General features: G+C 41.4%; 11 protein-coding genes. 10 read left to right on the plus strand and 1 reads right to left on the minus strand.

The genetic code is table 11. The annotated features are described in order from the left end of the window. The first annotated feature begins 1 nt into the window (after position 1). Positions 2–1,129, plus strand: a complete 1,128-nt coding sequence (locus K9E37_RS00580) for an Mrp/NBP35 family ATP-binding protein (RefSeq protein ID WP_064621697.1) — start codon at positions 2–4, stop codon at positions 1,127–1,129. Positions 1,130–1,222: 93 nt separating this feature from the next. On the opposite strand, the gene K9E37_RS00585 is transcribed toward K9E37_RS00580, so the two are convergent. Continuing rightward, the gene (locus tag K9E37_RS00585) at positions 1,223–2,593 is read right to left on the minus strand and encodes a DUF349 domain-containing protein (RefSeq protein ID WP_064621586.1); all 1,371 of its coding nucleotides are present in this window, start codon (positions 2,591–2,593) and stop codon (positions 1,223–1,225) included. Between the two features lie 96 nt (positions 2,594–2,689). Here K9E37_RS00585 and hisS point away from each other — a divergent pair, with 96 nt between their 5' ends. From hisS to K9E37_RS00630, 9 genes are all read left to right on the plus strand, one after another. Next, a complete protein-coding gene (gene hisS / locus K9E37_RS00590; RefSeq protein ID WP_248893577.1) occupies positions 2,690–4,090 on the plus strand; it encodes a histidine--tRNA ligase in 1,401 nt (466 codons plus the stop codon). A gap of 90 nt (positions 4,091–4,180) precedes the next feature. Next, positions 4,181–5,977, plus strand: coding sequence for an aspartate--tRNA ligase (aspS, locus tag K9E37_RS00595; protein WP_116431675.1), 1,797 nt, complete (start codon positions 4,181–4,183; stop codon positions 5,975–5,977). A gap of 146 nt (positions 5,978–6,123) precedes the next feature. Continuing rightward, positions 6,124–6,936: an amino acid ABC transporter ATP-binding protein gene (locus tag K9E37_RS00600; protein ID WP_012914189.1), complete on the plus strand. Its 813-nt coding sequence runs from the start codon at positions 6,124–6,126 to the stop codon at positions 6,934–6,936. 70 nt (positions 6,937–7,006) lie between these two features. Continuing rightward, a complete protein-coding gene (locus K9E37_RS00605; RefSeq protein WP_033888434.1) occupies positions 7,007–7,840 on the plus strand; it encodes a glutamate ABC transporter substrate-binding protein in 834 nt (277 codons plus the stop codon). Position 7,841: 1 nt separating this feature from the next. Then, a complete protein-coding gene (locus tag K9E37_RS00610) occupies positions 7,842–8,519 on the plus strand; it encodes an ABC transporter permease subunit (protein WP_004108938.1) in 678 nt (225 codons plus the stop codon). A 5-nt stretch (positions 8,520–8,524) separates the two neighbouring features. Next, positions 8,525–9,610 carry an amino acid ABC transporter permease gene (locus K9E37_RS00615; RefSeq protein WP_004108936.1) on the plus strand — a complete coding sequence of 362 codons (1,086 nt, stop codon included), beginning with the start codon at positions 8,525–8,527 and terminating at the stop codon, positions 9,608–9,610. Positions 9,611–9,819: 209 nt separating this feature from the next. Further along, entirely contained in the window at positions 9,820–11,259 is a 1,440-nt protein-coding gene (locus K9E37_RS00620) for a UTP--glucose-1-phosphate uridylyltransferase (RefSeq protein ID WP_064621583.1), read from the plus strand. 292 nt (positions 11,260–11,551) lie between these two features. Then, complete coding sequence (locus K9E37_RS00625; protein WP_248893367.1) at positions 11,552–13,471, plus strand: helix-turn-helix transcriptional regulator; 1,920 nt, start codon at positions 11,552–11,554, stop codon at positions 13,469–13,471. 2 nt (positions 13,472–13,473) lie between these two features. Beyond that, a complete protein-coding gene (locus K9E37_RS00630) occupies positions 13,474–13,815 on the plus strand; it encodes a hypothetical protein (RefSeq protein ID WP_064622067.1) in 342 nt (113 codons plus the stop codon). Positions 13,816–13,833 lie beyond the last annotated feature (18 nt).

Consider the following 13,833-nt stretch of genomic DNA (forward strand, 5'->3'; position numbering starts at 1 on the left):
CATGAATACAAGTGAACTCGAAAAACAAGTTTACGATTTGCTGGGTAGCGTTATTGATCCAGAATTAGGTCGCTCTGTTACCGAATTAAATATGGTAACTGGAGTGCATGTGATAAAAAAAGCTGAAACTATTGATGCAACAAAGTTTGCTTATGATGTAGAAATAAATCTTGAACTTACTGTGCCAAATTGCCCTCTTGCAGAAGTGATTACAGGACGAGTTCAAGAAGTTATATCTAAATATCCTCAAGCAATACTCATACCGCACGTTAACGCTACTGCAATGAGTAAAACTAAATTAGAAAAGTTAGTTGCAGATTTAAAAGCTGAACGCAAAGAAAATCCATTTAATAAAGCTGGCACTCGCACGAGAATTTTTGCTATAGCTTCTGGAAAAGGCGGAGTGGGAAAATCTTCTATAACTGCTAATTTAGCTGCAACTTTTGCAGCATTAGGTTACGATACTGCAGCTATCGACGCCGATATTTACGGCTTTTCTTTACCGCGAATGTTTGGAGTTAATTCTCAACCAACAAATTTAAACGGAATGCTTATGCCTGTAGTTGCTTGGGGAGTAAAGCTTATTTCTATTGGAATGTTTGCTGGAACCGATCGTGCTATTTTGTGGAGAGGACCACGATTACAACGTTCTTTAGAACAGTTTCTTTCCGATGTTTGGTGGGGCAACCCCGATGTTTTACTTCTTGATTTAGCTCCAGGCACAGGAGATATGGCATTAGCTGTAGCACAATCCTTACCAAATGTAGAGCTTGTTGTAGTAACAACTCCACAGCCTAGTGCATCAGATGTGGCAGTTAGATCAGGTCTTATGGCTTTGCAAATTCCTGTAAAAGTTCGCGGAGTTGTTGAGAACATGAGCTGGTTTGAAAATAACGGCGAGCGCTTAGAATTGTTTGGTTCAGGAGGAGGAAAGAGAGTAAGCGAACAACTTTGTAACGCTCTTGACACTAATGTGCCTCTTTTAGCTCAGCTTCCTTTAGATCCTGCGCTTAGAGAAACTGGTGAAGCAGGGCGACCTGCTGTTCTAACCGAAGATGGAAAATTGGCAGATTCTAATTTAGCTAATACTTTTATTCATTTAGCTAAATCTTTAATAAAAAACTCTTAAAAGCAAATAAATCTTAAAATACAGCCGAAAAATAAGTATGGGGTCGCTTGATTTTTAAGCAACCCCATACTTTTAATTAGTTATAAAACTAATTTACTTAACAGCGTTAAGCCACTGCTCTTTAGTAGCCTTTTCAGCTTCCAACTTAGCTTTACGCTTATTATCGGTTTCCTTAGCAATAGCAGCGTTAAGCTCTTCGAGTTGCGCTTCCAACTGTAAAGCAAAACTGGATTTACGAGCATTAGCTTCAGGATCGGCCTCACGCCAAGCAGCGTCTTCAACAGCCTTAATCTTTTTATCAACGTCGTTCAAGCGAGACTCAATACGACGCATATCTTCACGAGGAACGAAACCAATAGCATCCCATTCTTCCTGAATCTGAGACAAAGCCTTACGAGCCTTCTTAGCAGCTTCTTCATTTTCTACTGGCAACAAAGCCTCTGCTTTTACGAGCAAAGCTTCCTTCTTAGCAAGATTTTCGTGTTCTCCAGCATTAACCTTTTCACGGTCATTTTGACGAGCATGATAGAAAGCATCAGCAGCTTCGCGGAACTTAGCCCACAAAGCATCATCGTGCTGACGACCAGCATTGCCAGCTTTCTTCCAACGATCCATCAAAGCATTGAACTTCATAGAAGTTTCACGCCAATCTTTTGAATCTTTTAAGCTTTCAGCTTCTGCAATAATAGCTTCCTTAAGCTGCTTAGCAGTATTACGCACATGCTCACGTTCTTTAACCCAAGAATTGCGAGCCTGAGAGAACGCAGAACGAGCCTTTGAAAAACGCTGCCACAAAGCATCGGCATCAGACTTATTTAAGTGAATAGTAGTACGCTGATGCTCCTGCCATTCGTCAAATAAAGCACGTAACTTATCGTTTAATTCACGCCAGTTTGTAGATTCATTCATTTGTGCTACTAACGATTCTGCACGTTCTACAATATTTGTACGTTCTTTCAAAGCTTTTTCTAGAGCTTCTTTTCGAGCTTTAGAGATTGCTTCCTTCTTTTCATTACCTTTTGCAGCCAATTCGGCGTGTCGCGCACGTAAAGCAGCAATATCGCCTACGGCAGCAGGATTTTCCAATTCAGCTTTCAAAGTATTAAGCGTTTCGTCAATTTCTTTTGCTTTTACATTGGAAGCTTCCAAGCGCTTAGCGAAAAGATCAAGCTTAATCTTCAAATCAAGATAACGATGAATATAGAAAGTCAACGCTTCTTCAGGAGTGCCAGTGGAGTATTGACCAACCTCACGCTCAGCACCGTTTTCAGTAACGTAAACAGTGCCATTTTCATCAACACGGCCAAAGGTTTTTGCGGCTTTAATATCCTCTTCACTATAAGAAATGGTTGGTGCTTGAGCAACAACACGAGTCTTATGCGCGAAGCTTGCTGGAGATGGAGCAACTGGCTTTGGCGCGGTAGTAGTTTTAGTAGTTTCTTCAGGTTTAGTCTGTTCGGTCACGGGACGACTCCTTACAGCAGATGCACGGTAACATTGTTACGAATAAGTATGACGGTAAGCCATGATTTTTCCGCAACACCACCTATTATAGTGGACATGGTACAAGGCTCATCAATATCGGGTTTCCCTGAATGGCTTCCTAGTGAACGCGCTGTTGAACAGCAAGTAATTGACACACTAAGAGAAGTGTTTGAACTCAACGGTTTTATTGGAATTGAAACGCGTGCAGTAGAACAGGGTTCAAGCTTATTAAAAAAAGGCGAAACCAGTAAAGAAATTTATTTATTATCGCGTTTACAAGAAGTTGGTCACGAATCCGACACTCCTGTAGAAGAACGCATTGGCTTACATTTCGATTTAACAGTTCCACTCAGCCGTTACGTCGTTGAGCATACTGGCGATTTGACGTTCCCATTTAAGCGCTGGCAAATGCAAAAAGTTTGGCGAGGGGAGCGTCCACAAGAAGGTCGTTTCCGTGAGTTTGTTCAAGCAGATATCGATGTCGTAGGAAATGGCGAATTACCTTCACACTACGAAGTTGAACTTCCACTTGTTATGGTTGAAGCTCTTGAGCGTTTACGTAAGTTTGGTCTTCCTAAGGCAACTGTTCATGCTAATAATCGAAAGCTTTCTGAAGGTTTTTATCGCGGTATTGGATTAAGCGATATCGAGGGAGTTCTTCGAGAAATCGATAAGCTAGACAAAATTGGCGCTGAAGAAGTATCCAAGCTTTTGGTAAAAGAATGCGGCGCTACGGCTTCTCAAGCTGATGCATGCTTAGAATTAGCTGAACTTACTGCCGAAACAGGAGATGAGTTGAAGTCTCGTTTCAACGAATTATGCGATAAGCATAATATTTCTCGAAGTGATGATAACGAGTCTTACGTTTTAGCTTCTCAAGGTGTTGAAACTCTTGCGATGATTGTAGACGAAGCAGCACGTATTCGCCCAGGCGCTGTTGTTGCTGATTTGAAGATTGCTCGTGGACTTGACTACTATACTGGTTCTGTTTACGAAACTTTCCTTGATAATGCAGCATCTCTTGGTTCAATTTGCTCTGGTGGACGTTACGATAATTTAGTTTCACAGGGCAAGAAGAAGTATCCAGGCGTAGGACTTTCAATTGGCATGTCTCGACTGCTTTCTTATATGCTTCACACTGCAGGAGCTACTGTTTCCCGAGTTTCTCCTGCTGCAGTACTTGTTGCAGTGTGGAATGAAGAAAATCGTCCTGCATGCAATGCTATTGCTAAAACTTTACGAGATCGAGGCATTGCAGCAGATGTTGCTCCTAGCGCAGCAAAGCTTGGTAAGCAAATAAAATATGCTGACAAGCTCGGCATTCCTTATGTGTGGTTCCCTGCTGATAGCACTGAATCAGAGTCATCTCACGATGAAGTAAAAAATATTATTACTGGCGAACAGGAAACCGCGGATGCCACGTCTTGGCAACCGGATACTGTTTATGCCCGGCAGACAGTTTCTTGCGCTAAATAATGTCTTGCAAATTTGCTTGAATATTGTGCGCAAAATCATGTCAATAGAAACAAATGAATATATCAATTAGATTGTAGAGGAAGTGGACTTATGAGCCAGACGGCGTATCGCACACATCATGCCGTTGAAGTGACTGAAGAATTAGTCGGGCAAAAAGTAACCATCGCTGGTTGGGTTGATCGTCGCCGCGATCATGGTGGAGTTGCCTTTGTTGATGTCCGTGATAACACAGGCTTAGTGCAAGTTGTTATTTACGATGAAGAAACTGCACGACCATTGCGTAGTGAATTCGTTGTGCAAGTGACCGGCGAAGTTCGCTTGCGTCCAGATGGCAACGAAAACGATCATTTAGCAACCGGTAAAATTGAGATTGTTGCAGAAACTGTTACTATTCTCGCAAAGTCAGACGCTTTGCCATTCCAGGTTTCAACAGCTTTGGAAAACGAGTCCGAGAACAAGCTTCCAAGCGAAGATGTTCGTTTGAAGTATCGTTACCTTGATTTGCGTCGCCCATCTATGCAGCGCAATTTGAAGCTTCGCTCTGATATGGCTAAGGCTGCCCGCCATGCTTTGGAAGACATGAACTTTACTGAAGTTGAAACACCAACTTTCATTAAGTCAACTCCTGAAGGTGCTCGCGACTTCGTTGTTCCAGCACGATTAGTTCCAGGCTCTTGGTACGCACTTCCACAGTCTCCTCAGCTTCTAAAGCAGTTGCTCATGGTTTCTGGCGTCGAGCGCTACTATCAGCTTGCTCGTTGCTATCGCGACGAAGACTTCCGTGCAGATCGTCAGCCTGAGTTCACTCAGCTTGATATGGAAATGAGCTTTGCAAGCCAGGAAGATGTTATGGCTATGGCAGAGCGCGTTATTGCTGCTATTTGGAAGGAAGCTGGTCACGAGATTACTCTTCCTTTGCCTCGTATTACTTGGCAGGAAGCAATGGATAAGTATGGTTCCGATAAGCCTGATTTGCGTTTTGGAAACCCACTTATTGAGTTGACTGACTACTTTAAGAACACTCCATTCCGCGTGTTCCAAGCTTCATACGTTGGCGCTGTGCTCTTTAAGGGCGGTGCTGCAACTCCTCGTCGCCAATTTGACGCTTGGCAGGATTGGGCTAAGCAGCGTGGAGCTAAGGGATTGGCTTACGTTGTGTTTGGTGAAGATGGCGAGTTAAAGGGTCCTGTTGCTAAGAATCTTAGTGAAGAAGAGCGCGCAGGTCTTAAGGAAGCTGTTGGAGCAGAAGATGGCGATGCAGTGTTCTTCGCAGCAGGTTCTCGCGAGTCTTCGCAGCTTTTGCTCGGCGCAGTGCGCGTTGAACTTGCTAGCCGCGCAGGATTGCTTCACCCAGATGAGTTTGCTTTCACTTGGGTTGTTGACTTCCCACTATTTAAGCGCACTGATGATCCAGATGATGACGACGTCGCCGTTGGCCACTCAAAGTGGACTTCTATGCACCATCCGTTTACAATGCCATCTGCTGATTGGATTGATAAGTTTGATAAAGATCCAGAGCACGCTATGAGCGATTCTTACGATATCGTGTGCAACGGTAATGAAATGGGCGGCGGATCCGTTCGTATCCACCGCGACGATATTCAAGATCGTGTGCTTAATGTTCTTGGAATCGATAAGGCTGAAGCTGACGAAAAGTTCGGCTTCTTGCTTGAAGCTTTCAAGTATGGTGCTCCACCTCACGCCGGTATTGCTTTGGGTTGGGATCGTACTGCTGCAATTTTGGCAGGCGCAAGCTCAATCCGCGACGTAATTGCATTCCCTAAGGCTGGCGGCGGTCGAGATCCTCTAACCGGCGCTCCTGCTCCGATTTCTGACGAGCAGCGTGCTGAAACTGGCGTTGATTACGATCCAGAAGAAAACGAGTAAATAGAAATACTTGTAAAAAATATTATTGATAAGCCGTTGATTGTTGATTTTATAATCACAATCAACGGCTTTTTTGTAACGTAAGAGTTACAAAACGTAACGATAGTGATAAATAGCTGTAACACAGATTAGCTAAACTTCTTGTTATGGATAAGCAAGTATCAAAGTCAAATCCAAACGCCGAGGATATGACTAATCGCACTATTTCAGTGCAAAAAGCGGCAAATCCCCTCGTAGAACTAAGTCATGTCGAAAAGCATTATGGAAAACTTCATGTGCTAAAAGACATCAATCTGACTGTTAACAAAGGCGAAGTACTAGTTATTATCGGTCCATCTGGTTCTGGTAAATCGACAATGTGTCGCACAATTAACCGTCTCGAAACTATTGATTCAGGTGACATACGTATTGACGGTGAGCCACTTCCTCAAGAAGGAAAAGAACTTGCAGCTTTGCGAGCAGAAGTTGGTATGGTATTCCAGTCCTTTAATCTTTTCGCTAACAAGACTATTTTGGAAAATGTTACTCTTGCTCCAATGAAAGTGCGCCATATGGATCAGCAAAGTGCTGAATCTCTTGCTATGGAATTGCTCACTCGAGTCGGAGTTGATAATCAAGCAAACAAAATGCCTTCACAACTTTCCGGCGGCCAGCAGCAGCGTGTTGCAATTGCTCGAGCTCTTGCTATGCAGCCAAAAGTTATGCTTTTTGACGAGCCTACATCTGCACTAGATCCGGAAATGGTTAATGAAGTTCTTGATGTCATGGTTGAGCTTGCAAAAGAAGGCATGACTATGATTTGTGTTACCCACGAAATGGGATTTGCACGCAAGGCAGCTGACAGAATTGTATTTATGGCAGATGGTCAAATTCTTGAACAAGGCACTCCTGAAGAATTCTTTGAACATCCAAAAACTGATCGTGCAAAAGATTTCCTTTCCAAGATTCTTACGCATTAATCTGCTTTTTTGTTTTATCTTTCAGTAAAAATTCTGAAACTTTAAAACAGTTCTTACGAAGGGAAAAGATATGAAAATATTACAAAATCGCATTTTTCGTGCGATACTAGCGATGCTTTGTACCGTATGCTGCGTTATGCCGCTTACAGCTTGCGATCGTAGCGATGGTAAAAAAGTCATACGCATTGGTATTAAATTCGATCAGCCTGGTATGGGTTTCAAAAAATCAGGAACTTACGTTGGATTCGACGTTGATGTTGCTAAGTACGTTGCCAAAAAGCTCGGCTATTCAGAAGATCAAATCGTATGGAAAGAATCACCATCTAAACAGCGTGAAACAATGCTTCAAAACGGTGATGTAGATATGATTGTTGCAACATATTCCATTACTGACGCTCGCAAGAAAATGGTTTCGTTTGCAGGACCTTACTTTATTGCCGGTCAGGATTTGCTAATTCGAAAAGATGAGCATAAAGTAAGCGGTCCAAATGATTTGGACGGAAAGCGTTTATGCTCAGTTTCAGGCTCAACATCTGCAATTGCTATTAAGGAGCGTTACTCTTCAAAGGTACAGCTTATGCAACAGCCTGGTTATGCAGAATGTGCAACTGCATTATTCTCAGGAATTGTAGATGCTGTAACTACCGACGACATTATTCTTGCTGGTTTAGCAACCGCTTCTCGAGGTCGTTTAAAGCTTGTAGGCAAGCCATTTACCGCAGAATATTACGGAATTGGTATTAAAAAAGGAAATACAGGCTTAGCTAAGAAAATTAATGCAGCCTTAAAAGACATGATTCGTAACGGATCATGGAAAAGAGCTCTAGACGACAATTTACGAGGCACTGGCTTTAAGCCGAACGCAAAGTATAATCCGCCAATTCCTCAAGAAGGAGAGAAGTAATATGCAAGATTTTATGCAGCTATTTACCTCCTACAATATTCCAGGAGCATTCTTGGTTAATATTGAAATAACTTTATGGAGTGTACTTTTTTCATCAATTATTGGCGTAATTCTTGTTACTATGCGCATTTGCCCTGTTTCATCATTACGCATGATTGCTACAGTTTATGTTGAATTGTTTAAAAACATGCCACTTACCATCATTATGGTTTTCATGGTTTTAGGCGTTTACGCTCAGCTTAAGATAGGATTCTCCTCAATTTTTGAAGTGAATTTCTTCTGGCTGGCAGTTGCCGGATTGTCGCTTTATACTGCAGCATTTGTTTGCGAATCATTGAGATCTGGTCTTAATACCGTGCCTGTTGGCCAAGCAGAAGCTTGCCGCGCTCTTGGATTAAATTTCTTCCAATCTGCAACACAAGTAATTCTTCCACAAACTTTCTGCGGTTCAGTAGCACCATTAGGTAATACATTTATTGCTTTGCTTAAGAATTCTACAGTTGCTGCTGCTGCATCAGTTGCCACTGAGACTTCAACAATGATGAGCGAAATGATTGAGAAACATGCAGATTTGATTGTTCCAATCTTCTTAATTTTCGCTTGCGGATACATTATGCTCATCATTCCTATCGGCATTTTGACTACTTATTTGTCAAATAAACTTGCTGTGAGAAGGTGATAACAATGGCTAAACAACGTGAACAATCATTATTATTCGATGCTCCAGGTCCAAAAGCTCTTAAGAAAATTCGCATAGCTAATATTATTGCCGGTTGCATTTTTGTTATTTGCATTATTGCTATTCTCGTTCGTTTGAGCAATCCTCCAGAGGGAGAAAACCAACTTTCTTGGACGCTTTGGAATCCTGCACTCGAATCTGAGGCCTGGGTTGATTTTTATCTTCCTGGATTATGGATGACACTAAAAGCATCGTTACTTGCAGTAGTTGGTTCTATTGTATTTGGCTTATTCTTCGGACTTTGCCGTTTACTACCTAATTTTATTATTCGTAGTATTTCCGCAATAGTAGTAGAATTTTGCCGCGCAGTACCAGTATTGATGCTTATGATTTTCTTGTGGAGAGCATTCGCACTTTCTGGTATGAAAGAATCATCATACTGGGCTGTTGTTTTGGCACTGATTATGTATAACGGTTCTGTTGTTGCAGAACTTGTTAGATCAGGTGTTGGCAACTTGCCAAACGGTCAAAGAGAAGCTTCACTTGCATTAGGATTGAGCGAGTACCAATCATTGACACAAATTGAAATGCCTCAAGCAATTATTGCTATGATGCCTGCAGCAGTAACTCAGCTTGTAGTTGTTTTGAAGGATACTGCACTTGGTTCAATTATTATGTACACTGATTTGCTTCAGGAATCGCGCAGACTCGGATCAATGTACTTTAATATTTTGCAAACATTAAGCGTTGCAGCAGTAATATATTTCCTTATTTGCTTGGCATTGTCTTGGTTTGCACAATGGTTGCCATCGCACTTGAAGAATCGAACTGCCGCTCCAACAGAACCAGAGCCTGTTGCTCCAATTGCTATTATGGATCCTTCTAATGTGAACCAAATGGCAGTTGCTAGCGAAGTTAAAGAGCTTCCTTATGGCGGTACTCCACGTAAGTATCACGTACATCATCGCGGTACGAACGCTTCTATTCACCATTGGCGCCACACTCGTTACTTGCAAGGCTACGACGAGCATCATCTAAAAACTGGCGATGAACCGGAAGAAAATGATGACAACAATGCAGAAAATAACTAAATTTCATATTTAGTGGTGTTTAGTAGCAAATTTTCTCATAAGCGCAGTCGGTATTTATTATTGGCTGCGCTTATTATTTTCTATCTTGCAATTTCTAACTTTGGTAGAATCATAATAGTATTTCAAAATAACCGTTAAAAGCAATATTTGCGCAGCAACGCACAAATCGCTAAACTATTAAGGTCACATGCATACGAGGAGGCTTTTACATGGATGACGCGTTTGAGTTGTCCGCTGCAAAGATGCGCGAACAAGGCATGAGCGAAATTGCTATTGAACAATTTAAACACTTATATAATGCTTGGAATTTAGATAAATCAGGGGATAAGTCTGCGGAGTTTATTCGCGAGAGCACGGTTGAGCCTATTAAAAGCGTTCCAACTTTCCACGAAATTTACGAAACTATTGATCACGACAAAGCTGTTAACGCATTCGCAAAAACTGCTTTTATTAAATTAAATGGCGGTTTGGGAACATCTATGGGCTTGTCTTGCGCAAAATCTTTACTACCAGTTCGTAGGCATAAAGCTCGCCAAATGCGCTTTATTGATATTATTATTGGACAAGTTCTTACAGCTCGTCAGCGATTAGGAGTTAATCTTCCGCTTATTTTCATGAATTCTTTCCGCACGTCTCATGATACTTTGCAAGTACTAAAACGCAATCGCAAGTTTGTGCAAGACAATATTCCTGTAGAAATTATTCAACATCAAGAACCAAAATTAGCAGAGGAAACTGGAGAACCGGTTTCTCACAAGGAAGATCGATCTCTTGAATGGTGTCCTCCAGGTCACGGCGATATTTTTTCAACTCTGTGGGAATCTGATTTATTGCATACTCTTAAAGAAAATGGAATTGAGTATTTGTTTATTTCAAATTCTGACAATTTAGGTGCTAGACCGTCGCGCACTCTTGCTCAACATTTTGAAAATACTGGCGCACCTATCATGATTGAGGTTGCGAAGCGAACTCAAGCAGATCGTAAGGGCGGTCACATTGTTAGGGACGCGAAAACAGGAAGACTAATGCTACGAGAAATGACACAGGTTCATCCTGAGGATCGTAGAAGCGCACAAAGCATTAAAAAACATCCATACTTCAACACAAATAATATTTGGGTTCGTGTAGATGCTCTAGAAAAAAAGTTAAAAGAGCACAAAGGGATTTTGCCTTTGCCTGTTATTTTTAATCACAAAACTGTTGACCCAACTGACGAAAGCAGCACTCCGGTAGTGCAATTGGAAACAGCAATGGGAGCAATAGCTTCACTTTTCGATGACGCAATTTGCGTAGAAGTTGATCGCATGCGTTTCTTGCCTGTTAAAACAACCAATGACTTATTTATTATGCGATCAGATAGATTCCATCTTACTGATTCATATGAAATGGAAGATGGTAACTATATATTTCCTGATATTGATTTGGATCCACGTTATTACAAAAACATCAATGATTTCAACGAAAGATTCCCATATTCTGTTCCAGCTTTAGCTGCTGCAAAATCAGTAACTATTAGGGGAGATTGGACATTTGGAAACCAAGTTTCAATGTTTGCTGACGCTGTTTTAGAAGATACAGGAGAACCAAGTTATGTGCCAAATGGAGAATTCGTGGGACCGCAAGGAATTGAACCAGACTCTTGGGTTTAAAGCAGATTTCTTGCAAATATGCGATTTTTATTGATAGTAAATAAAATTATCTATAAAAAATTATATGGCGTGTCGCGAAAAAATGGCGTATTTTCAACGTTGTTGATGTTCGTGTGAATAAAAAATATATAATTATTAGAAGTTTTTTAAAAAAATGTCCACACGTACCGCAAAACACCATTAAAATAGAAAAGGTGTGCGCAATATTGCAACACAAGTTTTGCTGCATTTCGTAGTCGCTTGTATGCAAGGCGCATAAGTAAATTGATACAAACATGATACGTGAGGACTAATGGTAGAAGGAAGCAACGGAAGGCGACGTTTTTCCGACAAATGGGGCAAACACGAGTTAGATGTACTCGCTGTATTGTCTTCCGCATTCCCGCAATGGCTGACTTCGCGTCAAATTGCACAGCGCGTAAAGGCATATGCAGATTCATACGGTGAGCTTGCAGATCAAGCAGCTAAAGCAGCATTCGCAAAACAGTTCCAGCGAGATCGCGCAAAGCTTGCTGCTATGGGTATTGCAATAGAATCTAGGCAGCCAGAATATTCTTCGAAGTCCGAAGGTCAAGACTTTGCGTCTTATCGTTTGCAATTAGGCGATGAGCCTCGCGTACGTTTACGTTTCGACCAATCTGAATTACCAGTTTTAGCTGCAGCAAATTATCTTGCTCGTTCAATGTCTATTTCTTCTCTTGATTCAGGTCAACACGAGCAACAGCGCACTTCTCGCACTGCTCCTAGAGTTCCACAAACTCCTATTCCTGGCTTAGGATTAGATTCAATCGCACCTGGTCTTGGAACACAAATGCTACCTGATTCATTGGTAAAAGTTATTGATTCTCGCAGATTTGCCGCAACTGTGGATGTCGATGGTGAACATTTAAACGTTGCTTATACTGATGCTGACGATTTAGCGATGTTTGTACTAGAACATCCTGGATCTAGCGTAGTAAGCCCTCAAGAAGCAGTTGATGCTTTCCATCGCCGTTTGCACGCAGCAGTTAATTTTGCTCAATATGACGAAAATGAGCAAAAAGATGAAGAAGGTGCTATACAAGAAGCGCAAAATATTGAAGAACAAAATAGCAACACTGATAAATCGCATACCAAAAAAGGCTCTTCATTCCAAACTGGAAGTGAAGTAGATCGTAGGCTTCGATTGATGCTTTTCTTGTCTGCTCATCTTGGAGAGGAATTCCCATTAGACGAGCTTGCTGAGCGTTTTATTGGTAGACCAAAAAGCGATGATGAACTTCGTCGATTTGTTACAATTCTTCACAAGGATATAAATACTCTTACTACTGTTTCTGACGATGGGGAAATGGCCGGAAGCCAATTCTTTGATATAGATTGGACTCTTCTTGAGAACGAGGGAATTGTTTCTGCTACTAACTCTTTAGGATTGGAAAGACTTGCTGGAATTTCACAGCAATATTTGAGCATGCTTACTGCGTCTGCTAATTATTTGGCGCATTCCTTGCTTTTGCCTATTGAACAGCGCACACAAGCTGAATCCTTGTATAAGCGTCTTCGCCGTCATGTTCTTCCTGGTCAAACTCCATGGCTGAGTTTAACAGGTTACGAAATTGAGTCTCGAAATTGTTCTATTGTTCGCAGTGCTATTAACTCTGGATCTTTACTAGATATGGAATACACTGACGGGGCAGGACGTATTCGTCGCAAGATTGTTGCACCGTCGAAGATTTACGTTGATGAAGGCGTTTACTATGTTGCAGTATGGACTGATGTAGAGCAGCAAACACCAGAAGATAAACGTGAATTTGTTGCTAAAGATACGACAATTAATAAAGCGAATGGATTGCCTCGCATTTGGCAAGTTCTTCGCGTAGCACGTATTGAACGTGCAGAAGTTGTAGAGCCTGTATCTCAAGTTAAAATTCCAGATGTGCCAGTTAGTGAACTTCGCAAGTGGAGCTTTGATAACGGAACTGAAACTTGCTTCATTACCGATGAAACAGAATTGAACTTTTTGAAGAATCTTTCTGGAGCCACTATGGAAACTTGTGGCAGCGGAGTAAAAGTCCATCTTACTGTTTCTTCTGATTCATGGTTCGTTGCTTTTTGCATTGCTCACGCACGTCATATTACAGCTGTTGCTCCTGAAACATTGCGCAGTATGATTATTGCTCGCGCTCAACGTGAATTAAGCGTTAATCACGCTGATAATGCGAATACAGAGGAATAACAATGCCTTGGTGGATTTGGCTACTCATAACAGTTTTTATGCTGATAATGGTAGCGCTAGGAGTTGTTATTGTCATTTTAAGCGCAATAAAAATAGCTAAGGTCTGTTTTGGTATTTCCGAAGACGTTTCTTCTAGATTTGAACGTTTGCACGAACCAAATAAAGAAGATAATGAAAATCCTCGAGATCCATTATTTACACTTCCTATTAAAGATGCAACGAATCGATATGAGCGAACGCACACAAAAGTTATTGAGCGTCATCAAAAAATTCGCGAAAATCACCGTAAAATATGGCAGCATTGGGATAAAAAATCTCTTCGCGAAGAAGACATTCAGCTATAGCATATAAGAAAGCGACTA

The organism is Gardnerella swidsinskii, from assembly GCF_023277705.1.
GTDB classification, from domain to species: Bacteria; Actinomycetota; Actinomycetes; order Actinomycetales; family Bifidobacteriaceae; genus Bifidobacterium; species Bifidobacterium swidsinskii.